The 23,225-nt window shown below is 55.8% G+C and carries 18 protein-coding genes; 16 read left to right on the top strand and 2 right to left on the bottom strand.

Annotated features, from left to right (window positions below; translation table 11 throughout):
* The first annotated feature begins 53 nt into the window (after positions 1–53).
* From AC790_RS20635 to AC790_RS20625, 3 genes are all read left to right on the top strand, one after another.
* Positions 54–680 (top strand): DUF1007 family protein, encoded by a 627-nt coding sequence (locus tag AC790_RS20635; protein WP_007886223.1) that lies wholly within the window; start codon positions 54–56, stop codon positions 678–680.
* Positions 671–1,654, top strand: coding sequence for a nickel/cobalt transporter (locus AC790_RS20630; protein ID WP_049852997.1), 984 nt, complete (start codon positions 671–673; stop codon positions 1,652–1,654). Before AC790_RS20635 ends, AC790_RS20630 begins: the two co-directional genes overlap by 10 nt.
* 193 nt (positions 1,655–1,847) lie before the next feature.
* Positions 1,848–2,861: a hypothetical protein gene (locus tag AC790_RS20625; protein WP_007886225.1), complete on the top strand. Its 1,014-nt coding sequence runs from the start codon at positions 1,848–1,850 to the stop codon at positions 2,859–2,861.
* Positions 2,862–2,897: 36 nt separating this feature from the next.
* Here the strand turns inward: AC790_RS20625 and suhB are convergent, their stop codons facing one another.
* Positions 2,898–3,701 carry an inositol-1-monophosphatase gene (gene suhB, locus AC790_RS20620; RefSeq protein ID WP_036620143.1) on the bottom strand — a complete coding sequence of 268 codons (804 nt, stop codon included), beginning with the start codon at positions 3,699–3,701 and terminating at the stop codon, positions 2,898–2,900.
* 121 nt (positions 3,702–3,822) lie between these two features.
* On the opposite strand from suhB, the gene trmJ reads away from it, so the two are divergent.
* The 5 genes from trmJ (at position 3,823) to sseB (ending at position 8,624) form a co-directional block, all read left to right on the top strand.
* The gene (gene trmJ / locus AC790_RS20615) at positions 3,823–4,566 is read left to right on the top strand and encodes a tRNA (cytosine(32)/uridine(32)-2'-O)-methyltransferase TrmJ (RefSeq protein WP_007886227.1); all 744 of its coding nucleotides are present in this window, start codon (positions 3,823–3,825) and stop codon (positions 4,564–4,566) included.
* A gap of 135 nt (positions 4,567–4,701) precedes the next feature.
* Entirely contained in the window at positions 4,702–5,199 is a 498-nt protein-coding gene (gene iscR, locus AC790_RS20610) for a Fe-S cluster assembly transcriptional regulator IscR (protein WP_007886228.1), read from the top strand.
* A gap of 89 nt (positions 5,200–5,288) precedes the next feature.
* Positions 5,289–6,461 carry an IscS subfamily cysteine desulfurase gene (locus AC790_RS20605; RefSeq protein WP_049852996.1) on the top strand — a complete coding sequence of 391 codons (1,173 nt, stop codon included), beginning with the start codon at positions 5,289–5,291 and terminating at the stop codon, positions 6,459–6,461.
* 62 nt (positions 6,462–6,523) lie between these two features.
* Positions 6,524–7,810, top strand: coding sequence for an aminopeptidase PepB (gene pepB, locus AC790_RS20600; protein ID WP_049852995.1), 1,287 nt, complete (start codon positions 6,524–6,526; stop codon positions 7,808–7,810).
* A gap of 46 nt (positions 7,811–7,856) precedes the next feature.
* Entirely contained in the window at positions 7,857–8,624 is a 768-nt protein-coding gene (gene sseB, locus AC790_RS20595; RefSeq protein WP_007886231.1) for an enhanced serine sensitivity protein SseB, read from the top strand.
* A gap of 61 nt (positions 8,625–8,685) precedes the next feature.
* Here sseB and sseA read toward each other — a convergent pair whose 3' ends face one another.
* Positions 8,686–9,525, bottom strand: a complete 840-nt coding sequence (gene sseA / locus AC790_RS20590) for a 3-mercaptopyruvate sulfurtransferase (RefSeq protein WP_049852994.1) — start codon at positions 9,523–9,525, stop codon at positions 8,686–8,688.
* A 137-nt stretch (positions 9,526–9,662) separates the two neighbouring features.
* Here sseA and AC790_RS20585 point away from each other — a divergent pair, with 137 nt between their 5' ends.
* From AC790_RS20585 to hisS, 8 genes are all read left to right on the top strand, one after another.
* Entirely contained in the window at positions 9,663–14,549 is a 4,887-nt protein-coding gene (locus AC790_RS20585; RefSeq protein ID WP_049852993.1) for an alpha-2-macroglobulin, read from the top strand.
* Positions 14,550–14,555: 6 nt separating this feature from the next.
* Complete coding sequence (gene pbpC / locus AC790_RS20580; RefSeq protein ID WP_082204299.1) at positions 14,556–16,880, top strand: peptidoglycan glycosyltransferase PbpC; 2,325 nt, start codon at positions 14,556–14,558, stop codon at positions 16,878–16,880.
* Positions 16,881–17,049: 169 nt separating this feature from the next.
* Positions 17,050–17,481: a nucleoside-diphosphate kinase gene (gene ndk, locus AC790_RS20575; RefSeq protein ID WP_007884899.1), complete on the top strand. Its 432-nt coding sequence runs from the start codon at positions 17,050–17,052 to the stop codon at positions 17,479–17,481.
* Between the two features lie 186 nt (positions 17,482–17,667).
* On the top strand, positions 17,668–18,837 hold the full coding sequence (locus AC790_RS20570) for a bifunctional tRNA (adenosine(37)-C2)-methyltransferase TrmG/ribosomal RNA large subunit methyltransferase RlmN (protein WP_007884898.1): 1,170 nt from the start codon (positions 17,668–17,670) through the stop codon (positions 18,835–18,837).
* Positions 18,838–18,912: 75 nt separating this feature from the next.
* On the top strand, positions 18,913–19,647 hold the full coding sequence (gene pilW, locus AC790_RS20565; protein ID WP_049852991.1) for a type IV pilus biogenesis/stability protein PilW: 735 nt from the start codon (positions 18,913–18,915) through the stop codon (positions 19,645–19,647).
* Positions 19,637–20,656 (top strand): cytoskeleton protein RodZ, encoded by a 1,020-nt coding sequence (rodZ, locus tag AC790_RS20560; RefSeq protein ID WP_049852990.1) that lies wholly within the window; start codon positions 19,637–19,639, stop codon positions 20,654–20,656. Before pilW ends, rodZ begins: the two co-directional genes overlap by 11 nt.
* Positions 20,657–20,694: 38 nt before the next feature.
* Positions 20,695–21,816, top strand: a complete 1,122-nt coding sequence (ispG, locus tag AC790_RS20555; protein ID WP_007884889.1) for a flavodoxin-dependent (E)-4-hydroxy-3-methylbut-2-enyl-diphosphate synthase — start codon at positions 20,695–20,697, stop codon at positions 21,814–21,816.
* Between the two features lie 106 nt (positions 21,817–21,922).
* Complete coding sequence (gene hisS, locus AC790_RS20550; protein ID WP_049852989.1) at positions 21,923–23,197, top strand: histidine--tRNA ligase; 1,275 nt, start codon at positions 21,923–21,925, stop codon at positions 23,195–23,197.
* The last annotated feature ends 28 nt before the right edge of the window (positions 23,198–23,225 follow it).

Below are 23,225 nucleotides of genomic sequence, written 5' to 3'. Positions count from 1 at the left end.
CAATTTTTCTGTACCACTCCACACTTCACTCTAAAATTGTTACTTTATAACACATGAAAATTGCACTCATTATCTTTACGCTATTGTTCAGCACGGCAGCCTGGTCACATCCACATAGCTTTATTGATATGAAAACTCAGTTCATCAGTGAAAACGATCGCTTGAGTGGCATGAAAATGGTGTGGACCATGGATGAAATCACCTCCGCTGACCTGCTTTACGACGCGGGAAAGGCTAAACCGGGCGATGTGGTGTGGAAGAAACTGGCGGCACAGGTGATGGCCAATGTGCTGGGCCAGCACTATTTTACCGAAGTGTGGCAGGACAAAAACCGGGTGAAATTCCTTAATTTGCCGAAAGAGTACCATCTGTCGCGCGAGGGTAATAAAGCGGTGCTGGAGTTTATTGTGCCGTTTGGCGAACCGCAGTCGCTAAGCGCGAAGCAGTATCGTATTCAGACGTTTGATCCCACTTATTTCGTTGATATGTATTACGATAATCCGCAGGCATTAACCATGGACGATAGCGTTAAATCCCATTGCCAAATTGATCTCCACACACCGAAACCCGATGACTCCCTAAAGCAATATGCGCTGTCGCTGGATAAGGCCGATGCGCCACCGGAAGATATGGATCTCGGCCAACAGTTCGCGCAAACGGTGATGCTGACATGTCATTGATTTCAATTCCTTCACGCTCACGCCGCTTGTGGCCGCTGTGGCTGCTGGCGGCATTGTTGCTGCTGGCGGGAGTGTTGCTCTGGCAGCACTGGTCGCAGATTTTGCTGCAAAGCGTGCTGTGGCAGAAGGTCCTCAATCGCGAAATGACCCAGCTATTACAGCAGGTCGCTGAGCAACCGCAGCAGGCGGGCGTGACGCTGATGCTATTTAGCCTGGCCTACGGCGTGCTACACGCGCTCGGCCCAGGGCATGGCAAAGTGGTGATCGCGACTTTTCTCGCCACCCATCCGGCGAAACTGAAGACCAGTATGAAGCTGACGCTGCTGGCGGCCTTGTTGCAAGGCGGGGTAGCGATTGGATTGGTGACGCTAATGCTGGTAGTACTACAAACTTCGTCGCGCCAGCTTCATCTCGGCAGCTACTGGCTGGAGAAGGGCAGTTATCTGCTGGTTGTTGCGCTCGGCGTTTGGGTCGGGTGGCGTGCGTTGCGATCGCTGCGCCAGCAACTGAAACCTGCAGTAAAGATGCAGATTCACGCTATTCGGCCGCAGCATCAGCACCACGAGCACTGCGGCTGTGGCCATGCGCACATGCCAAGTGCCGAGCAGATGGACCAGGCGGTAAGCGCTAAAACTCAGGCGCTGGTGGTGTTCTCAATGGGACTGCGGCCCTGTTCCGGTGCCATTATGATGCTGCTGTTCGCCAAAGTGATTGGGGTCTATGTCTGGGGCGTGGCGTCTGCAGTCGCCATGGCGGTGGGTACCGCACTGACCGTTTCAGCCCTCGGTTTGCTGGTGCAACGTTCCCGCATATTGGCGATGAAGTTAGGGCGAGCCAGCGGTACGCATGCGTCTGCCAGACTACTGCTGCCCGTGCTCGCCCTGTTGGGCAGTGTATTATTAATGATCGCGGGCGTTGCATTATGGCAGAGCGCTTCCCCGGGTAGCGGGGGCGGAATTCGTCCTTTCATATAATCTAAAATAATAAACGCAGCGGTAACATTATCGGCTGCGTTTAAAACGTTATTCACTTCATATAATTAAATATCTCCTCTGTGCTTATCTGGTGGAAATAGCGTTCACCGTCTACGCTGATTATTACCAGTCAGGCTTCTGGTCCATTCAGTAACAATAATTATTTATCGTAATATTTTGCGAGGAAAATGTGATGCCTGAAACCCGGCTTAATAATGGCGGCGTAGAAACTGTTCATGAAGCTCATGTCGGTTTACCGTTGAAACGTATTTCCTGGAGCGCAGTATTTGCCGGCGTCATCGCTGCGCTAATCATCCATATTTTATTAGGTGTATTAGGCACCGCAATTGGCGCGACAACCATCGATCCGCAACAGGAACAAAATCCACTCCAGCATTTGGGGACCGGCGCATTAATCTGGACCGGCGTCAGTATGCTAATCGCCATGGGCGTAGGTAGTTACGTCGCGGGGCGTCTGGCGCAGCGCGAAGGCGCGATGCACGGATTATTAATGTTTGGTGTCAGTACCATCCTGACATTGTGGCTGGCGATTACCTTAGCTACTGGCCTTATTGGTGGCGCCTTTAATATTCTCGGCGCAGGCGTTAATGCTGTGGGTAATGGAATTTCCGCTGCGGCGCCATCCCTTACCAATATGGCAAAAGAAAAGCTGCAGGAAAGTAATATCAATCTGGACGATTTAAAAAATGAACTGCAAACCACACTGCGACAGACGGGTAAGTCGGAATTACAACCGGAGAATCTGCAGAAGGATGTAAATAACGAAGCCAATAATGCGCAAAATCAGGCAGAGCAAACGGCGCAGAATCCACAAAATGCGGATGATGATCTGGCTAATTGGTTGAAAGGCGTTGTCAGCCGTCATTCCGATACGTTGCAGGCTGCCGATCGTGATGCACTGAAAAATATTATCAAGGCGCGTACCGGTAAAAGCGATCAGGAAGTTGAGCAGATCGTTACGCAAACGGAAGAGAGCTATAAAAAAGCCGTACAACAATATCAGCAGTTAAAACAGCAGGCGGAACAGAAAGCGCGTGAGGTTGCTGAGCAAGCAGCAGCTGCGACGGCGAAAGCCAGCTGGTTCACCTTCTTTATGCTGGTCATTGAAGCGGTGTTGGCGGCATTGCTGGGGCGGGTTGGTCGTAAGACCCAGCCGCGCCAGGTATTAAGTCACGAACGTCGGTAATAAAAAAAGGCGGCTGATTCAGCCGCCTTTTCTGCTTTAGCGCTTCAGCGCTTCACTCAATTCTTCACGCATTGATGCCAGCATCGCTTTAACCACGCGTGGGTTACCCGCGACGATGTTACCTGACAAGACGTAGCCGTGGTTGCCGGTGAAGTCAGTCACCAGGCCGCCCGCTTCACGTACCAGCAGTTCGCCCGCTGCAAAATCCCACGGCTTCAGACCAATTTCAAAGAAACCATCCACGCGGCCCGCAGCAGTGTAAGCCAGATCCAGCGCGGCAGAACCGGTGCGACGGAAATCTGCACACTGGGTGAACAGTTTGCCAACGATATTGATGTAAGGCGTTGCATGCTGCTTCAACTTGAATGGGAAGCCGGTCGCCAGAATGGTGCCATCCAGATCGCGAGCGGTGCTGCCGCGCAGGCGATAACCGTTAAGCTGTGCGCCCTGACCGCGTACAGCGGTGAAGAGTTCGTTGCGCATTGGATCGTAAACTACCGCCACTTCGGTGCGGCCTTTGATGCGCACAGCGATAGATACTGAGAAGTGAGGTAAACGTTTGATGAAGTTGGTGGTACCATCCAGCGGATCGATTACCCATTGAATGTCTTGATCTTCGCCCGCCAGTTCACCGCTTTCTTCGGTGATGATGGTGTGTTTCGGGTACGATTTACGAATTACTTCGATAATCAGACGTTCTGCGTCGCGGTCAACATTGGTAACGAAGTCGTTGCTGCCTTTCTGGCTGGCTTCGACAGCGTCCGGGGTTTCGTAATTCTTGGCAATTAAATTTCCGGCCTTGCGCGCTGCGCGCACGGCGATGTTGAGCATCGGATGCATCGGTATCTCTCGCTGGATGTTAAAGAACGGGGAAAACGGCGCGGAGTATATCAGCGTGTTCAGCAAATGTCCTACTTTTATGTTAGGATGCGCGCCATCATTTCCCTGACCGCCTCTAATTATGCTGCAAAATATCCGAATCGTATTGGTTGAAACGTCACACACCGGCAACATGGGCTCCGTCGCACGCGCGATGAAAACCATGGGCTTAACTAACCTCTATCTGGTCAATCCGCTGGTAAAACCTGATTCACAGGCTATTTCCCTCGCCGCCGGTGCCAGTGATGTGATCGGCAATGCGCGCATTGTTGATACCATGGATGAAGCCATTGCCGGTTGCAGTTTAGTCGTGGGCACCAGCGCACGTTCGCGTTCATTGCCGTGGCCCATGCTTGACTCGCGCGAGTGCGGCATTAAAAGCGTGGAAGAGGGCCAGCAGGCGCCAGTTGCCCTGGTTTTTGGGCGTGAGCGCGTCGGCCTGACTAACGAAGAGCTGCAGAAGTGTCATTATCATGTCGCGATTCAGGCCAATCCGGAGTACAGCTCGTTGAATCTGGCGATGGCGGTACAGATCATCGCTTACGAAGTGCGCATGGCGTGGCTGGAAGCGCAGGAAAAAGCCGCACCGGTTGCGGAGCCTGAGGAGTCGCCGTATCCACTGGTCGACGATCTGGAGCGTTTCTATCAGCACATCGAACAGATGATGCTGAACAGCGGCTTTATTCGTGAAGGCACGCCAAGCCAGGTGATGAGCAAGCTGCGTCGTCTATACACCCGCGCGCGCCCGGAACGTGATGAACTCAATATCCTGCGCGGCATGATGGCCTCGTTCGAAAAACGCAAAGGTAATGTGGATAATAGTTGAGTGAAACAGTTGGTTAAATAGTTGAGTAAATTACTTGGTTAAATAGTTGACCGTTTTACTCGGGAATGTCAGACTGGCCTCAATTCATCAGATAACCCGCCGATAACCGGACGGACGCTTACGAGGTTGTATGCTATGAGACTGACATCCAAAGGACGTTATGCCGTAACCGCTATGCTGGACGTTGCACTGCACTCACACGAGGGCCCGGTGCCGCTAGCTGACATTTCTGAGCGTCAGGGCATTTCGCTGTCCTATCTGGAGCAGTTATTCTCACGTCTGCGTAAGCACGGCTTAGTGGCCAGCGTACGTGGTCCAGGCGGCGGTTATCTGTTAGGCAAAGATTCAGGCGCTATCGCCGTAGGCGCGGTGATCACCGCGGTTGATGAATCTGTCGATGCCACCAAATGCCAGGGCAAAGAAGGCTGCCAGGGCGGCGAACGTTGCCTGACCCACGTGCTGTGGCGTGATTTGAGTGAGCGCATCAGCGACTTCCTCAACAACATCACGCTGGCAGAGCTGGTCAATAATCAGGAAATCCTTGATGTCGCCGATCGTCAGAACACCGTCGATAATCGTCGCTTCCAGCAGCATCGTGTGCAAGAAACCATCAACGTTAATCTTCGCGCGTAATTGATCTCACTTCGGCCTTTCCTGCTAAGGTAGGAAAGGTCCAAGCGTGCTATAAAGACGTATGATTTTTTATACGGAGTTTTAGCGCAATGAAATTACCGATTTACCTGGATTACGCAGCCACCACGCCTGCTGATCCGCGTGTTGCCACCAAAATGATGCAGTTCCTCACCCTGGATGGCACCTTCGGTAACCCCGCTTCCCGTTCCCACCGTTTTGGCTGGCAGGCTGAAGAAGCCGTTGATGTTGCTCGCAATCAGATTGCTGAGCTGGTCAATGCCGATCCGCGTGAAATCGTTTTTACCTCTGGCGCGACCGAAGCTGACAACCTGGCAATTAAGGGTGCGGCACAATTCCATCAGGCGCGCGGCAAACACATCATTACCAGCCAGACCGAACACAAAGCGGTGCTCGACAGTTGCTTGCAGCTGGCTAATGAGGGCTTTGATGTCACCTTCTTACAGCCGGGCAGCGACGGCATTGTCACGCCGCAGATGCTTGAATCTGCGCTGCGCGACGATACGGTGCTGGTGTCGCTGATGCAGGTTAATAATGAAACCGGTGTGATTCAGGATATCGCCGCCCTCGGTGCGCTGTGCCGTGCGCGTGACATCCTGTTTCACGTTGATGCCACCCAAAGTGTCGGCAAACTACCGATTGACGTCAGTGAGCTGCCGGTGGATTTGATGTCGTTCTCGGCACACAAGCTGTATGGGCCGAAGGGCATTGGCGCGCTGTGGGTGCGACGTAAACCGCGTCTGCAAATTGATGCGCAGATGCACGGTGGCGGTCATGAACGCGGCATGCGGTCGGGTACGTTGCCGGTGCATCAGATTGTCGGCATGGGCGAAGCCTATCGCATTGCGCGTGAAGAGATGAGCGGCGAAATGGCACGTCTGGCTGAGCTGCGCCAGCGTCTGTGGAGCGGCATCAGTAAACTGGGTAATGTGAACCTCAACGGTTCGCTCGAACAGGGCGCACCGAACATCCTCAATATCAGTTTTGCCCACGTCGATGGCGAATCGCTGATCATGGCGCTGAAAGATCTGGCGCTGTCATCCGGTTCCGCCTGTACCTCGGCCAGTCTCGAACCCTCTTATGTGCTGCGCGCGATGGGCGTTGAGCAGGAGCTGGCACACAGCTCGCTGCGTTTTTCGCTCGGACGCTTCACCAGCACAGAAGAGATTGAGTACGCTATCGAGCTGGTCAACAAAGCGGTGACGCGTCTGCGGGCAGTTTCGCCTGCAGCACCGTCCCGCTAATTCATGCACCCCTTGCGCCGGTTCTGGCGCAAGGTGACACCTAACGCAAACGGAGCCACGCGATGACAACACAACCGATGATAATTACGCTCAGCTCCCAGGCCGCCGACGCGCGCTGGGGTGACAAAGCTTTGCTGAGCAGCAACGAAAGTGGCATGACCCTTCACCTGACGGGCGCAGATGCGCTGATGAGCATCCAGCGCGCGGGCCGCAAGCTGGACGGTCAGGGCATTCGTCACGTAGCACTGCAAGGCGAAGGCTGGGATTTGGAAAAATGCTGGGCATTCTGGCAAGGCTATCGCAGCCCGAAAGGCAAACGTCAGGTCGAGTGGCCAGAGTTTAGTGAAGCCGATCAGAGTGAATTTGATCGTCGTCTGAAGATCATCGATTGGGTGCGCGACACCATCAACCTGCCAGCGGAAGATCTCAGTCCGGAGCAGCTGGCGCATAACGCCGTTGATCTGATCAACGAGGTCGGCGGCAAAGCGGTGAGCTATCGCATCACCAAAGGTGATGATTTGCGCGTCCAGGGTTACACCGGCATCCATACCGTTGGCCGTGGTTCGACCCGCGCACCGGTATTGCTGGCGCTCGATTTCAACCCGACCGGTGATGAAGCTGCACCGGTTTATGCGTGTCTGGTCGGTAAAGGCATCACCTTTGATACCGGCGGTTACAGCCTAAAGCAGAGCGCCTTTATGGACTCGATGAAGTCCGACATGGGCGGCGCGGCAACGTTGACCGGCGCACTGGCGTTAGCGATTTCGCGTGGTCTGAATAAGCGCGTGAAACTGTTCCTGTGCTGCGCAGACAACATGGTAAGCGGCAACGCATTCCGTCTGGGCGACATCATCCGCTATCGCAATGGTAAAACCGTTGAAGTGATGAATACCGATGCGGAAGGTCGTCTGGTACTGGCTGATGGCCTGATTGATGCCAGCGAGCAGAATCCAGAGCTGCTGATTGATGCAGCAACGCTAACGGGTGCAGCGAAAACGGCACTGGGCAACGATTACCACGCGCTGTTTACTTTTGACGACGTGCTGGCGGAATCGCTGCTTGGCAGTGCGACCGGTGAAAACGAAGCTTTCTGGCGCCTGCCGCTGGCCGAATTCCATCGCAGCCATTTGCCTTCGAACTTCGCCGACCTGAATAACATCGCCAGCCCGTCGCATGCTGCCGGAGCCAGCAGCGCGGCCGCGTTCCTGTCGCATTTTGTCAGCAAATATCAACAGGGCTGGCTGCATATTGACTGCTCTGCCACCTACCGCAAAGGCGCGGTGGATCAGTGGTCTGCCGGTGCAACCGGTTTGGGTGTGCGCACCGTTGCCAATCTTCTGCTGAAATAATCCTCATCACGGCAGGCGCAGGCCTGCTTTTTTTGGAAATGACTAAATGAGTAACCGTCTTGAAGAGGTGCTAAAACTGGCAGCCACTGAGCCTGCGCACCGTCCGGAATTTTTCCAACTGCTGCTGGAAGCCGATGTTTGGGTACCTGGCGAAAGCCCGGCCGAACAGTTTGATGCCACGTCACCGGTGGAACTGCAGCACTGGGAAAAAGAGGGCGGCGGCAGCGTGATTCCTTTCTTCACCTCCGAAGAAGCGATGGGCGAGGCGATCAAAGATGAACAGCCTTATCTGCGCATGCCGGTGCGTACGCTGTTTGAGATTACGCAGGGCGAAACGCTGTTTCTCAATCCGAAACTGCCTGCCGGCAAAGAGTTTTCGCCAGGCGAAATCGCTCATTTGATGAGTGAAGAGGGCAGTGCGCTGAGTCAACAAACCGTGCTGGAAGGGGGACAAGCGCTGCTGCTCTCTGAAGTGGCAGAGCCACCGGCGCAGATGATTGATTCTCTGACGCAGCTGTTTGCCAAGTATAAGCAGGTGCGCCGTGCTTACGTCGCCAGCATTCGTGAAAGCGCAACGGAAGCGCCGAATCTGCTGATTGGCATCGAAGCTGATAGCGATATTGATGAGATCATTCAGGCGGCGGGCGGTGTGGCAACCGATACGCTTGCCGATGATGCGCCAATTGATATCTGTGAAGTGGTGAGTGAAGATCGTGGCGTTAGCCATTTTTTTACTGCCCACATCACGCCATTCTATGAACGCCGCTGGGGCAGTTTCCTGCGCGACTTTAAAGGCAGTCAGCGGATTATTTGATCTATTACCGTTACGAACGGTGCAGCGTTTGGCCAGGTGCGCATTAATGCGCACCCTACCATCATTTCTCAATCGGTAAATCGTCGCGACTTCCCCATTCGCCCCACGAGCCGTCGTACAGCGTCACGTTACGTACCCCGAGCGATGTCAGCGCCAAAATCAATACCACCGCAGTCACCCCGGAACCGCAGCTGGCAATCACTGGCTGATCCAGCTTCACGCCTGCTTTATCAAACAAATCGCGCAGTTCCGCTGCCGGTTTCAGTTCACCGTTCGCCACCAAACTGTTCCACGGCAGGTTCAGGCTGTTAGGGATATGTCCACGCAGCAGGCCGGGGCGTGGCTCATCCACTTCGGCATTAAAGCGGTTTGCCGCGCGTGCATCCACAATCTGCGCACCACCTTCATGACTAATCAGCAGCACATCGGTCAGGCGTTTTACCTGTGTACTATCATATTTAGCCTCGAACTCAGCTTCCGGCAGACTAACCGGTCCGGTAACCACGTCATAACCGGCGGCTTTCCAGCCTTGTAATCCCCCAGCAAGAATCGACACCTGCTCGCAGCCGAAAGCGCGCAGCATCCACCACGCGCGCGGCGCCGAAAACAGGTTGCCTTCGTCATACACCACCAGATGTTTGTCCTGGCTAATGCCCAACTCACGCATGGCCACTGCAAAGGTCTCGGCGCGCGGCATCATGTGCGGATAGGGGCTGGTGTGATCGGATAGCGCTTCGATATCAAAGAAGGGGGCATGCGGCAGATGGCCGGCAAGATATTCCGCCTGGAGATCGCGCACCGCTTCCTGCCCGGGCGGTAACATGCGGGCATCAATCACCTGCAAAGTTTCTTCTGTGTAGTGTTCTTTCAACCAGTCAGCGGAGACAAATATGGCTGTCATAGCAACCTCTTCTTAGCAATCGTGAAACGTCCAGTCTCCGGGAATGTGAAGGCTATCTCAAGGGCATGATTGCTAAAGTTGTCGAAAATGCGCAGCATTACTCTTTCTTAACTTCTGGGACTGGTGAGGGATTTACCATGGCAAAATGTTTTAACCGGCTACTGCTCAGCGCGCTGATCGGGGGTGTATTACTGGGCAGCGCAACGTCGACGACTCACGCGGCGGAAACGACAGCCGCAGCAGCCACGCAGCAATCACTCTCGGTTATCGATCTCTCCGAACTGCAGCTCGACGGTGCTGCTGCGCTGGTGCTGACCTTTAATACCCCGCTCGATAGCAAACAGGATTTTGCTTCGCGCGTGCAAATTACTGACGAGAAAAGTGGCAAGTTCGACGGCGGCTGGGAGCTGGCGCAAAACGGTAAAGCGTTGCGTTTTCGTCATCCGGAACCGTCGCGCAAATTGACGATTAACGTCGATGCCGGTCTTAAAGCCGCCGATGGCACGACCTTATCCACGCCTTTTAGCCAAACGCTGACCACGCGTGATATCCAGCCGATGGTCGGCTTTGCCAGTCGCGGCTCGCTGCTGCCGCTACGTCTGACGCAGGGCTTACCGCTGCTGGCGCTGAATGTAAACAGTGTCGACGTCGATTTCTTCCGGGTAAAAAGTGCCACACTGGCCGATTTCCTGGCTCAGTGGAACTACGGCAACAATATGTCGTACTGGGAATCCCGCGATCTGCTGAAAAATGCCGATCTGGTTTACAGCGGACGTTTTGATCTTAATCCGGCGCGCAACACGCGCGAAAAAATGCAGTTGCCGCTCGGCGATGTGGATGCCCTGAAACAATCTGGCGTCTATCTGGCGGTAATGAAACAGGCTGGGACTTATAACTACACGCAGCCAGCGACGCTGTTTACCCTAAGCGACATCGGTCTGTCGCTACACCAATTCCCTGAACAGCTGGAGCTGTTCGCTCAAAGCCTGGCCAGCGGCGCACCGCTGGATGACGTCAGCGTGCAGCTGCTGGATGAAAAGGGCAAACAGCTGGCCAGTGGCACCAGCGACAGTAACGGTCATCTGCGCTTACCCGCGCATGCTAAAGGCAAGTTGCTGCTGGCGACACAAAAAGGGCAAACCTCGCTGATCGATCTCACTCGCCCGGCGCTCGATCTGGCTGAGTTTCCGATTGATGGTCCGCAAGGTTACGACAAACAGTTCTTCGTCTTTGGTCCGCGCGATCTCTATCGTCCCGGCGAAACGGTGATCGTCAACGCGCTGCTGCGTGATGCCGATGGTAAACCGCTGCCGCCGCAGCCAGTAAAAGCCGAAGTGGTGCAGCCGAACGGTGAAGTGGCGCAAACCTTCGTCTGGCAGCCGGTAAATGGCGTCTATCAACAACGCTTCCCGCTGCCGGCTTCTGCCATGACCGGAGAGTGGACGCTGCGCATTAACAGTGGCGACAACCAGCCGCGTAGCTGGCCGTTCCACGTGGAGGATTTTTTGCCGGAACGTATGGCGCTGGCGCTGAGCAACAGCGCACAGCCGGTGGCGCCGGATGCCGCGGTGCAATTTGATGTGGAAGGGCGCTATTTGTACGGCGCACCTGCCGCAGGTAATGAGCTACAAGGGCAGCTGTTCCTGCGCCCCGCGCGTGAAGCGGTGACGGCGCTGCCGGGTTATCAGTTCGGTGACATCACCGAAGAACTGAAACGCACGCTGGACGATGTCGATGAGAAGCTGGATGAGAGCGGTAAGTTGCAGCTCAGCGTGGAGAGCAGCTGGAAAGAGAGCCATTCGCCGCTCAATCTGATTCTGCAAGCCAGCCTGCTGGAAACCGGTGGACGTCCGGTGACGCGTCGCGCCATTCAGGCGATCTGGCCCGCACCGGCGCTGCCGGGCATTCGTCCGCTGTTTAACAGTGAATCGGTGTATGACTACCGCACCGATCGTTATCACGATGAGCCAACCGTCGCGGAAAACAGCCTTGCTGAATTCGACGTGGTATATGCCAACCCGCAGGGTGAAAAATTGGCGGCGCAGGATCTGGATGTTCGCCTGATCCACGAGCGCCGCGACTATTACTGGAGCTTTTCTGACAGCGAAGGCTGGCAGTCGCGCTACGATCAAAAAGATCTGCAGGAAGAGCAACAGCACATCACTATTGCTGCCGGTGGCAGCCAGAAAGTGAGTTTCCCGGTGGAGTGGGGCACCTATCGACTGGAAGTGCATGCGGGTGACAACATCGTCAGCAGCGTACGATTCCAGGCGGGATATGGGTGGCAGGACAACACCAATGGCACCGGCGCGCTGCGCCCGGATCAGGTCAAGCTGAAAATTGATAAAACCGCTTATCAACCGGGCGACACTGCACATGTGCAGGTAGAGTCGCCCGCAGCTGGCAAAGGCTATCTGATGGTAGAATCCAGCAGCGGCACGCTGTGGTGGCAGCCGCTGGATGTTCCGGCAGGTGGCGCAACCATTGATGTGCCAATTAGCGACAGCTGGAAGCGACACGATCTCTATCTCAGCGCTATCGTGGTGCGCGACGGCGACAAGGCCAGCGGCGTCACGCCGAAACGCGCGGTGGGCTTGCTGCATCTGCCGATGGCGACCGAAGCACGTCGACTCACGTTGACACTCGACGCACCCGATAAAATCCGCCCAGAACAGACCCTGAAAGTGAAGGTGAAAGCCAGCCGCGAAGGCGGCGAGTTGCCGAAGCGGGTTCAGGTATTGCTGTCGGCGGTAGACAGCGGCGTACTTAGCATCACTGACTACTCAACACCGAATCCGTGGGAGGCGTTTTTCGGTCGCAAGCGCTATAACGCCGATCAATACGATGTGTTTGGTCAGTTAATTGAAGGCGGCGGCAAGCTGGCCGCGCTGCGCTTTGGCGGTGACGGCGACGATGCGGATGCCCTGTCGCGCGGCGGTAAAAAGCCGGTCACCGATGTGCAGATCGTGGCACAACAGCTGCAGCCTGTGACGCTGGATGCCAATGGCGACGGCACGCTGGAGCTGCCAATCCCTGCTTTTAATGGTGAACTGCGTTTGATGGCGCAGGTTTGGAGCGACGACAGCTTCGGATCGGCCGAGCGCAAGCTGGTGGTTGCTGCACCGCTTATTAGCGAACTGGCGACACCGCGTTTCCTTGCTAGCGGCGATCAAGCTACGCTGGCGCTGGATCTCACTAACCTCACCGATCGCGCCCAGACGCTGAAAATCAATGTTACTGCCAGCGGTCAGCTTGCCTTGAATGGCCAAATCCCGGCCAGCGTGCAATTAGCAAAGGGCGCGCGTAGCACCTTATCCATTCCGGTGAAAGCGCAGGGAGGTTTTGGTGACGGCGCTGTGCAGGTGAATGTCTCAGGCATGAGTTTGCCGGGCGAAACCCTGGCGCCGAGCGAGCGAAAATGGAAAATTGGCGTGCGTCCGGCTTATCCGGCACAAACGCTGAGCTTCGATAACGTGATGCAAACCGGCCAAAACTGGCAGGTGTTGGCGAGTGCCTTTAATGGTTTGCAGCAGGATACGCTGAGCGGACAGCTGTCGCTCAGTAACCGCCCGCCGCTGAACATCGCCAGCTTTATCAGCTCGCTCTACGCCTATCCTTACGGCTGCCTTGAGCAGACCGCCAGCGGCATTTGGCCATCGGTGTTCACCAACCATGCGCAGCTGACGGCGATGGGCATCAAAACCAGCAGTGATGAGGCGCGCCGTGCGTCAATTGATACCGGCATTGCGCGTCTTGCCGGCATGCAGCGCGGCAACGGGAGCTTTGGCCTGTGGAGCAAAGAGAGTCAGGAAGAGTTTTGGCTGACCGCTTACGTCACCGATTTCTTGCTGCGCGCCAGCGAAGCGGGTTATAGCGTGCCGGATGGCGTGATTACCCGCGCCGACGAACGTCTGCTGCGCTATCTACAGGACCCTGCGCAGATCGAAACCAGCTGGAGCAGCGATGCCGATGGTTTACGTTTCAGCGTGCAGGCCTATGCCGGGTTAGTACTGGCGCGCCAGCAGCAGGCACCGCTTGGTGCCCTGCGTGCGCTGTATGAAAAACGCGAGCAGGCCAAATCTGGCCTGGCGATGGTGCAACTTGGCGTAGCGCTGAAGTTGATGGGCGATCAGCAGCGTGCACAGTTGGCGCTGGCGCAGGGGATTGGCCTGGAACGTAAGCCGAACAGCTGGCTCGGCGATTACGGTAGTCCGGTGCGCGACCGCGCGCTGATTCTGTCGCTGTTAAGCGAAAACCAACTGCTGCCAGATATGCAAGGTCCGCTGCTGATCGATCTGGCGAAAGCGGTACATGGCCAGCGCTGGTTCTCCACGCAGGAAAACAACGCGTTGTTCCTCGCCGCCCGCACCTTGCAGCAGCACAAAGGCGAAAGCTGGCAGGCGACACTGCAGGGTAAAGCGGAACCGCTGAGCAGTAATCAGCCGCTTAACATTGGCATGACGGAAGATCAGCTGCGACAAGGCGTGTCGGTGAAAAGCGACAATGCGTCGCCGCTCTACGGCACGCTAAATGTGGTGGGCTATCCCCGCACCGCACCGTCGCCTATCAGCAACGTGCTGAAGATCGGTCGTGAATATTTCACGCTGGACGGTAAGCCTGCCGATCTCGCCAATCTGAAAAGTGGCGAGTTGCTGGTGGTGCGGCTGAAAGTCGAAGCCAGCGAGCGCGTGAGTGATGCGCTAGTGGTGGACTTGCTGCCTGCTGGCCTTGAGCTGGAGAACCAGAACCTCAGCGACAGCAGCTCCAGTTTAGGCGACAGTGCCGATGCGTTGAAAGAGAGCATGATGGATATGCAGCAGGCCAATATTAAACATATCGAATTCCGGGACGATCGTTTTGTTGCCGCGCTGGCGCTCGACGGCTACACGCCGGGCACGTTGCTGTATCTGGCGCGGGCGGTTACGCCGGGCAGCTATCGCCTGCCACCACCGCAGGTGGAATCGATGTATGTGCCTGAGTGGCGTGCGATTGGTAGCACGCCAGAAAAAATCAACGTGCGTTAAGTATTGATGCCGTTAAGAAACCGACTAAAGCGGTGGCGCTGGCTACCGCTTTTTTTACTGGCATCGCTAGCCGCGCTGTGGCTGCTGGATCGACTGACACCTTTACCGCTGCATGAGGTACAACCGGCGCGCGTGGTGGTGGCCGAAGATGGCACGCCGCTGTGGCGCTTTGCTGATAGACAAGGCGTGTGGCGCTATCCGGTGTCGCTGGACGAAGTGTCGGCAGCCTACATCGACGCGCTGCTAACCTATGAAGATCGCTGGTTCTGGCATCATCCCGGTATTAATCCAATGGCGATTGTGCGCGCTATCGGGCAGAACGTGCTGCATCACGGCGTGGTTTCCGGCGGCAGTACGCTGACCATGCAGGTGGCACGGCTTATCGATCCCCAGCCGCGCACCTTACGTGGCAAAGTGGTACAGACGTGGCGTGCGCTACAGCTGGAATATCATCTCTCCAAACGAGACATCCTAACGTTGTACCTCAATCGCGCTCCGTTTGGCGGCACGGTTGAGGGCGTGGGTGCGGCGAGCTGGATCTGGCTGGGTAAGCCGCCGTCACAGCTCACTAAAGGCGAGGCGGCACTGTTGGCGGTGCTGCCTCAGGCGCCGAGCCGCTTGCGTCCGGATCGCTGGCCGCAACGCGCCGAAGCGGCGCGTAATAAGGTGCTGGATCGTTTGGCGGAATATGGCGTTTGGACGCCGCAGGATGTCGCCGATATTAAACAGGAAGCCGTTTGGCTGCCGCCGCGCCAAATGCCACAACGTGCGCCGCTGCTCGCCCGGCGCTTATTGTCGTTATCACCCGACAATAAAATCACCTCCACAATTGATCTGTCGCTCCAGCGCGAACTGGAGAATCTGGCGTCGTCGCTAAAAAGCAACTTACCTGCTCGCACTTCGCTGGCGCTGCTGGTGGTGGATCACCAAAGTATGAAGGTGCGCGGCTATGTAGGTTCGGTAGATTTCAACGACGACAGCCGCTTTGGTCATGTCGATATGATCGCCAGCGTGCGATCGCCGGGATCGGTACTGAAACCTTTCGTCTATGGTATGGCACTGGATGAGGGGCTGATTCATGGAGAATCGTTATTACAGGATGTGCCGCGCCGCTTTGGCGACTATCGTCCCGGCAACTTTGATTCAGGCTTCCACGGCCCGGTAAGCGCCAGTGAAGCGCTGGAGCGATCGCTTAATCTGCCTGCGGTGCAGCTTTTGGCTGCTCTGGGGCCAAAAACGCTGGCGGCGCGTCTGCGTAATGTGGGATTAAATCTGCGCTTCCCGGCGGGCGCAGAACCGAATCTCTCGCTGGTGCTTGGCGGTACCGGCGCGCGGCTGGATGGCATTGTCGCGGCCTATAGCGCCTTTGCCCGTCACGGTAACGCGGCGCAACTGCGCTGGCTGTCGACACAGCCGTTACAGGAAAGGCCGTTGTTGTCGCCAGGTGCCGCATGGATTGTGCGGCGTATTCTGGCAGGCGCTGCGCAACCCCCCGCCAGCGGCGCGGTGTCGGATGTTGCCCCACTGGCGTGGAAAACCGGCACCAGCTACGGCTATCGCGATGCGTGGACGATTGGTATCACTCCGCGCTATCTGATTGGCGTGTGGGTGGGACGGCCAGATGCGACGCCGGTGGCTGGCCAATTTGGCTTTGCCTCAGCGGTGCCGGTGATGAATCAGGTGAATAATCTGCTGGCGGGGCATATGCCGGTGAACGGTGCCGTGCGCGATCCGCGTCCGCCATCGGTCAGCGCCATGAGCATCTGCTGGCCAGGCGGCCAGCCGTTGCCATTGGGCGATGAGAATTGCCGTCAGCGCCGTCAGAGTTGGGTGTTGAATCAAACCGTGCCGCCAACGCTGCTCGCGCCAGGGCAGGAGAGCGTTAATGGCTTGCGCCAGCAATACTGGCAGAATAGTGATGGATTGCGCGTGGCGGCCGATTGTCCTGATGCGCAGAGCCGTGAGCGGTTGATGTGGCCGCTGCCGCTTGAGCCCTGGCTAGCGCCTGCTGAACGGCGTGCCCAGCGATTGCCGTCCATCGATCCCACCTGTCCGCCACTGAATCAGGGCAATGCGCCGCCGCTGGTGATCACCGGCGTGATCAATGGCCAGCGTGTGCAACCGCTGCCGGGCAAAGTGGTGTTGGTGATGCCGGTGGCGGTGCAGGGCGGACAAGGCGAACAGCGCTGGTGGTTTTTGAATGGACAGCCGCTTGAACAGGATGCCGGGAAAAAGAGTGCAGCACTGGTGCTGGATGAACCCGGCAGCTATCAACTGGTCGTAATGGATGAAGCGGGGCAGTTGTCCTCGGTAGGATTTAACCGCGGTTGAGTGCAGGGATATGGCATACTTTTTGCCTGCTTGCCCCGACAAAAATCAATTATTTTCAATAATTCCACCAATCGCCAATAGGCAACGCCCGATGATGTCCCTATAATCGGCGCGTTTTCTTACCGGGAGCAGGCTCCCGGATTCTTCAGGATGCTAACTAGAGGTCAACATGGCAATCGAACGTACTTTCTCAATCGTGAAACCAAACGCCGTCGCTAAGAACGTGATTGGTGCAATCTATAACCGTTTTGAAAGCGCGGGCTTCAAAATAGTTGGCGCAAAAATGCTGCACCTGACCAAAGAGCAGGCTGAAGGCTTCTACGCTGAGCACAAAGGTCGTCCATTCTTTGATGGTCTGGTTGAATTCATGACTTCTGGTCCAGTTGTGGTTTCTGTATTGGAAGGCGAAAACGCCGTTCAGCGTCACCGCGATCTGATGGGTGCAACTAACCCAGACAACGCGCTGGCAGGTACTCTGCGTGCTGACTACGCGGACAGCTTCACCGAGAACGCGACCCACGGTTCTGACTCAGCTGAATCTGCAGCACGCGAAATCGCGTACTTCTTCGCAGAAAACGAAGTCTGCCCACGCACTCGCTAAGTACATTGAGGGCCAGGCGGACACACGTCTTTACAGCTGTTCAACATCTGTGAAACGGTTCCCCTGGCATCATGCAGCAGATGTAGTACAATTATGCGCCCTTGTTGAGTCTGACTCAGCAAGGGCGCTGTTTTTTCCTACTATTAACCAGAGCCGTAACGTGTAACAACGAGGCCAGAGAACATTATGTCCGAACAGATTGTGACGCCGTCGTCCGCTTCCCCCGTGGTTGTTTCCCCAAAAAACGAAAAAATTAACCTGCTGGATCTTAACCGTCAGCAGATGCGCGAATTCTTTCTCGAAATGGGCGAAAAGCCGTTCCGTGCCGATCAGGTCATGAAGTGGATGTACCACTACTGCTGCGATGATTTTGAGCAGATGACCGACATCAATAAAGTGCTGCGCGGCAAACTGATGCAGCGCGCTGAAATCCGTGCGCCGGAAGTGGCGGAAGAGATGCGTTCCACCGATGGCACCATTAAATGGGCGATTCGCGTAGGCGATCAGCTGGTGGAAACTGTCTACATTCCGGAAGCGGATCGCGCAACGCTGTGCGTCTCTTCGCAGGTAGGCTGTGCGCTGGAGTGCAAATTCTGTTCGACGGCGCAGCAGGGCTTTAACCGCAACCTGCGCGTGTCTGAAATTATTGGCCAGGTATGGCGTGCCGCTAAAATCATCGGCGCGGCGAAAATCACCGGTCAACGTCCCATCACCAACGTGGTGATGATGGGCATGGGCGAACCGCTGCTCAACCTGAACAACGTGGTACCGGCGATGGATATTATGCTGGATGACTTCGGTTTTGGTCTGTCAAAACGTCGCGTTACGCTGTCAACGTCAGGCGTGGTGCCGGCGCTGGATAAGCTGGGCGATATGATCGACGTAGCGCTGGCGATTTCGCTGCACGCGCCAAACGATGCCATTCGTGACGAAATCGTGCCGATCAACAAAAAGTACAACATCGAGACGTTCCTCGCGGCGGTTAAACGCTATATCGGCAAGTCCAACGCGAATCAGGGCCGTGTGACTATTGAGTATGTGATGTTGGATCATGTCAATGACAGCACCGACAACGCACATGAGCTGGCGGCACTGCTGAAAGAGACACCGTGCAAAATTAACCTGATCCCTTGGAACCCGTTCCCGGGCGCGCCGTATGGCCGTAGCTCTAACAGCCGTATCGATCGCTTCTCTAAAGTACTGATGGATTACGGTTTCACCACTATCGTGCGTAAAACGCGCGGTGATGACATTGACGCCGCATGTGGTCAGTTAGCGGGCGATGTGATTGACCGTACCAAGCGTACGCTGCGTAAGAAAATGGCGGGTGAAGCCATCTCTGTGAAGGCGCTCTGAAAGCCAGCGCCTGGTGATATTCACCGGGCGTAACTCATGTCAGTCTCTACGCACATTTTTTAGGGAGAAACTGATATGCGTAAAGGAATACCTGCGGCGATTCTGGCCAGCTTAGTTGTAACCGGCTGTGTCAATCACCCCGCCCGACAGAGCGCAGCGGATATCCGCTTGCAGCTGGGATTGCACTATCTTGCAGTCAAGGATTTTGCCGCCGCACAGCGCAATTTGTTGCGTGCGCAGCAGGCGGCACCGGATGATTATCGGGTGCCGTTAGCCCTTGCCCGCGTGGCGCAGGCGCAACAGAATAGCGCGCAAACACGCTGGCACTATCAACGCGCTCAGCAGTTAGCACCGCTGAATGGTTATGTCGCTAACAATTACGGTGCGTTTCTCTGCGGTTTAAGGCAGTATGACGAAGCGCATCAACAGTTTAAGCTGGCAATTGAGGCGCAGGAAATCGATGCCCGTCAGGATGCATTTCTGTTTTCGGGCTATTGTTACCTGCAGGCTGATGAGAGTGCCGCAGCGCGCGAGCAATTAGGTTACGCGCTGGATGCCGCACCGGAGCAGGGCAGTCAACTGCTAAGGGAAGTGGAAAGGCGGCTTGAACAGCAGGAACAGCAATCCGTTCCGCTGCTTTTAGAAGTGTACCATCAGCGTTTGCCCGCAACGGCAGAGAGCCTATGGTTACAGATACGTTTCGCCGCGCAACAGGGAAACGCTGCTGACGTTACACGTTATGGCGACCGGTTGGCGCGAAGTTTTCCACAATCGATACAGTACCAGCGTTATTTAGCTAATGAATACTGAAGCCACTCAAGATAATTCTGCAGTACATTCCACAGGTGAACGCCTGCGTCTGGCCCGTGAGCAGATGGGGCTGACCCAGCAAAACGTCGCTGAGCGCCTGTGCCTGAAAGTTTCTACCGTACGTGATATTGAAGAGGACAAATCACCTGCTGATTTAGCTTCGACATTCCTGCGCGGTTACATTCGTTCTTATGCCCGTTTGGTGCATGTGCCGGAAGATGACCTGCTGCCGATGATGGCAAAACAGGCTCCGGTGCGCGCGGCCAAAATCGAGCCAATGCAGAGCTTTTCATTGGGTAAGCGTCGTAAAAAACGCGATGGCTGGCTGATGATTTTCACCTGGTTGGTGATCTTCGTTGTCGTCGGTTTGACCGGTGCCTGGTGGTGGCAAAATCATAAGGCATCACAGGCTGATCTGGTGTCGATGGCCGATCAAAACGGCAGCGGCGATAATAGTCAGTCTATTCCGCTGGGTGACAATAGCACCGACAGCAATGCTGATGCGGATACGAATGCAGCCGGTACGCCGGTTGATAACGGTGCGGGTGCGGTTGCGACGCCAGAGAGCAGCAACACCGCGAGCAGCGCACCTGCTGCAAGCACGACTGCGCAAACCAACGGCAGCGAGAATGCCGTGGTTTCGCCTAGCCAGGCACCGATTGACAACACGCCGCCAGCGGCCACGTCTCCGGCACCGGCTAATAGTGTTCCGGCCGGCCAAATGCCTACCGCAAACGCAGCGGTCAGCCAACCGGCTGGCGATCCGAATGCCATCGTGATGAACTTCAAAGCCGACTGCTGGCTGGAAGTGAGCGATGCCACCGGCAAGAAGTTGTTCAGTGGTTTGCAACGTAGCGGCGGCAAGCTGAGTTTGTCCGGTACGGCTCCGTATCGTCTGAAAATTGGCGCTCCGAGTGCGGTTGACGTGCAATATCAGAATCAGCCCGTTGATTTAAGTCGTTTTATCCGTAATAACCAGGTTGCCCGTCTGACGCTGGGTGCGCAATAACGCGCAGCGCGCTTTCCGGGTAATTGTGGAGAGAGAATATGCATAACGAAGCACCCATTATCCGTCGCAAATCAACACGGATTTACGTCGGCAAGGTGCCAGTTGGCGATGGTGCGCCCATCGCCGTTCAGTCAATGACCAACACCCGCACCACTGACGTGGACGCAACCGTTAACCAGATTCGCCAGCTTGAGCGCGTCGGGGTTGATATTGTCCGCGTTTCCGTTCCGACCATGGATGCGGCTGAAGCCTTCAAACTGATTAAGCAACAGGTCAACGTGCCGCTGGTGGCGGACATTCACTTTGACTATCGCATCGCACTGAAAGTCGCCGAATATGGCGTGGATTGTCTGCGTATCAATCCCGGGAACATCGGCAATAATGAGCGTATCCGCCAGGTGGTGGATTGTGCGCGTCATTACAATATTCCGATCCGCATCGGCGTGAATGCCGGTTCGCTGGAAAAAGATCTGCAGGAAAAATACGGTGAGCCAACGCCACAGGCGCTGCTCGAATCCGCGATGCGTCATGTGGATCATCTCGATCGTCTTAACTTTGATCAGTTCAAAGTGAGCGTCAAAGCCTCTGACGTCTTCCTCGCCGTTGAATCTTATCGTCTGCTGGCGAAAGCTATCGATCAGCCGCTGCATCTCGGCATCACCGAAGCGGGTGGCGCACGTGCGGGTTCAGTGAAATCTGCCATCGGCTTGGGCCTGCTGCTGGCCGAAGGCATTGGCGATACGCTGCGCATTTCACTGGCGGCCGATCCGGTCGAAGAAGTGAAAGTGGGCTATGACATTCTCAAATCCCTGCGCATCCGTTCGCGTGGCATCAATTTCATTGCCTGCCCGACCTGCTCGCGTCAGGAGTTTGATGTCATCGGCACCGTCAATGCGCTGGAAGAGCGCCTTGAAGACATCATCACGCCCATGGATATTTCGATTATCGGCTGCGTGGTGAATGGTCCGGGTGAAGCCACGGTTTCTACCCTCGGTGTGACCGGTGGCGCCAAGAAAAGCGGCTTCTATGAAGATGGCGTGCGTCAGCGCGATCGTCTCGATAACAACGACATGATCGATCAGCTGGAAGCGCGTATTCGCGCCAAGGCCACCATGCTGGATGAAAGCCGTCGCATCAACGTGCAGCAGCTTGAAAAATAATCAAGGTGCGCGCAGGCCGCGTACCAGTTTGTGATTGAACCTGTGCGGTTTCATCCTCATAAGGTATGATGCCGCTCAGGTTTTTTTGTCTTAAAGAGATTCTAACGTGGCGAAGAATATTCAAGCGATTCGCGGAATGAACGATTACCTGCCAGCGGATACCGCAATTTGGCAGCGTATTGAAGGCACTCTGAAGCAGGTTCTGGCCAGCTATGGTTTCAGTGAAATCCGTCTGCCGATCGTTGAGCACACCCCGCTGTTCAGCCGTGCGATTGGTGAAGTCACCGACGTGGTTGAGAAAGAGATGTACACCTTTGAAGACCGCAATGGCGAAAGCCTGACGTTGCGTCCGGAGGGCACCGCGGGTTGCGTGCGCGCCGGAATCGAACACGGTCTGTTGTATAACCAGGAGCAGCGTCTGTGGTACGTTGGCCCCATGTTCCGCTACGAGCGTCCGCAGAAAGGTCGCTATCGTCAGTTCCATCAGATTGGTGCGGAAGTTTTTGGCCTGCAGGGTCCGGATATTGATGCCGAATTGATCATGATGACTGCGCGCTGGTGGAAAGCGCTGGGCATCGCCGATCACGTTGAGCTGGAACTGAACTCTATCGGTTCACTGGAAGCGCGCGCCGACTACCGTAACGCGCTGGTGGCGTTCCTTGAGCAGCATAAAGAAGCGCTGGACGAAGATTGTAAGCGCCGCATGTATACCAATCCGCTGCGCGTACTCGACAGTAAAAATCCTGAGATTCAGACACTGCTGAACGATGCGCCGACGCTGGGTGAATTCCTTGATGAAGACTCGCGCGCGCACTTCAGCGGCCTGTGCGCGCTGCTGGACGATGCGGGTATCAAATATCGCGTGAATCAGCGTCTGGTGCGCGGCCTCGATTATTACAACCGCACCGTTTTTGAGTGGGTTACCAGCAGCCTCGGCTCGCAGGGTACCGTATGTGCCGGTGGACGTTATGATGGCCTGGTCGAACAGCTGGGTGGTCGCGCTACGCCAGCCGTCGGTTTTGCTATGGGCCTGGAGCGTTTGGTGTTGCTGGTGCAAGCGGTTAATCCAGAATTTGAACCGACGCGCATTGTTGATGTCTATGTTATCGCTTCGGGGCAGGGCGTTCAGTCTGCCGCGATGCAACTGGCGGAAAAACTGCGTGATGCTGATCCCGCACTGAAGCTGATGACCAACTTCGGTGGCGGTAACTTCAAGAAGCAGTTTGCCCGTGCAGACAAGTGGGGCGCACGCATTGCGCTGGTGCTGGGCGAAGATGAAGTGAACGCGGGCCAGGTTGTGGTTAAAGACTTGCGTACCGGCGATCAACAGACGCTGGCTCAGAGCGACGCCGCTGCGACGTTGCGCACGCTGCTGCAGTAAGCGCAGCACTGCAACAGCCATATTAAAG

Origin of the sequence: Pantoea sp. RIT-PI-b, assembly GCF_001187905.1 — a bacterium.
In the GTDB taxonomy this organism is placed as follows: domain Bacteria; phylum Pseudomonadota; class Gammaproteobacteria; order Enterobacterales; family Enterobacteriaceae; genus Pantoea; species Pantoea nemavictus.
This window is presented reverse-complemented; position numbering and strand designations above follow the sequence as displayed.

What these genes read in the sequence shown, in the direction of transcription:
- AC790_RS20635 (WP_007886223.1), top strand. Translation starts at nt 54, where the DNA reads ATGAAAATTGCACTCATTATCTTTACGCTATTGTTCAGCACGGCAGCC.
- AC790_RS20630 (WP_049852997.1), top strand. Translation starts at nt 671, where the DNA reads ATGTCATTGATTTCAATTCCTTCACGCTCACGCCGCTTGTGGCCGCTG.
- AC790_RS20625 (WP_007886225.1), top strand. Translation starts at nt 1,848, where the DNA reads ATGCCTGAAACCCGGCTTAATAATGGCGGCGTAGAAACTGTTCATGAA.
- suhB (WP_036620143.1), bottom strand. Translation starts at nt 3,701, where the DNA reads ATGCATCCGATGCTCAACATCGCCGTGCGCGCAGCGCGCAAGGCCGGA.
- trmJ (WP_007886227.1), top strand. Translation starts at nt 3,823, where the DNA reads ATGCTGCAAAATATCCGAATCGTATTGGTTGAAACGTCACACACCGGC.
- iscR (WP_007886228.1), top strand. Translation starts at nt 4,702, where the DNA reads ATGAGACTGACATCCAAAGGACGTTATGCCGTAACCGCTATGCTGGAC.
- AC790_RS20605 (WP_049852996.1), top strand. Translation starts at nt 5,289, where the DNA reads ATGAAATTACCGATTTACCTGGATTACGCAGCCACCACGCCTGCTGAT.
- pepB (WP_049852995.1), top strand. Translation starts at nt 6,524, where the DNA reads ATGACAACACAACCGATGATAATTACGCTCAGCTCCCAGGCCGCCGAC.
- sseB (WP_007886231.1), top strand. Translation starts at nt 7,857, where the DNA reads ATGAGTAACCGTCTTGAAGAGGTGCTAAAACTGGCAGCCACTGAGCCT.
- sseA (WP_049852994.1), bottom strand. Translation starts at nt 9,525, where the DNA reads ATGACAGCCATATTTGTCTCCGCTGACTGGTTGAAAGAACACTACACA.
- AC790_RS20585 (WP_049852993.1), top strand. Translation starts at nt 9,663, where the DNA reads ATGGCAAAATGTTTTAACCGGCTACTGCTCAGCGCGCTGATCGGGGGT.
- pbpC (WP_082204299.1), top strand. Translation starts at nt 14,556, where the DNA reads ATGCCGTTAAGAAACCGACTAAAGCGGTGGCGCTGGCTACCGCTTTTT.
- ndk (WP_007884899.1), top strand. Translation starts at nt 17,050, where the DNA reads ATGGCAATCGAACGTACTTTCTCAATCGTGAAACCAAACGCCGTCGCT.
- AC790_RS20570 (WP_007884898.1), top strand. Translation starts at nt 17,668, where the DNA reads ATGTCCGAACAGATTGTGACGCCGTCGTCCGCTTCCCCCGTGGTTGTT.
- pilW (WP_049852991.1), top strand. Translation starts at nt 18,913, where the DNA reads ATGCGTAAAGGAATACCTGCGGCGATTCTGGCCAGCTTAGTTGTAACC.
- rodZ (WP_049852990.1), top strand. Translation starts at nt 19,637, where the DNA reads ATGAATACTGAAGCCACTCAAGATAATTCTGCAGTACATTCCACAGGT.
- ispG (WP_007884889.1), top strand. Translation starts at nt 20,695, where the DNA reads ATGCATAACGAAGCACCCATTATCCGTCGCAAATCAACACGGATTTAC.